At 50.4% G+C, this 250-nt stretch carries 1 pseudogene; it reads right to left on the bottom strand.

Annotated features, from left to right (window positions below):
• Positions 1-250 (bottom strand): annotated as a pseudogene (locus tag ABEV15_RS14035) (IS1380 family transposase); the annotation flags it as partial.

Below are 250 nucleotides of genomic sequence, written 5' to 3'. Positions count from 1 at the left end.
ATCGGAGTTGTCAAATGGGGAAGCATCTATATCAAGGGGAAGCCATGTCGTTTTCCCTTTCGCCCAACAAGGGGACAAGGTAGCGTGTTGTCGAACCAACAGACGCATCGATTCCTCCCAAATGATGGTTTCGGTCATCGGAAGACAAGCGAGCTGATCGAGACGCTGTCGCAACGTTGGGGAGGAAGGTACGTGCCGAATACCCATCGATGTCGAAAAGATATCGTCATGACGATACGCTTCGATATGA

Origin of the sequence: Bhargavaea massiliensis, assembly GCF_050480245.1 — a bacterium.
Lineage (GTDB): Bacteria > Bacillota > Bacilli > Bacillales > Anoxybacillaceae > Anoxybacillus.
The sequence above is the reverse complement of the archived record's forward strand: the minus strand, read 5'-3'. Positions and strand labels throughout refer to the sequence as shown.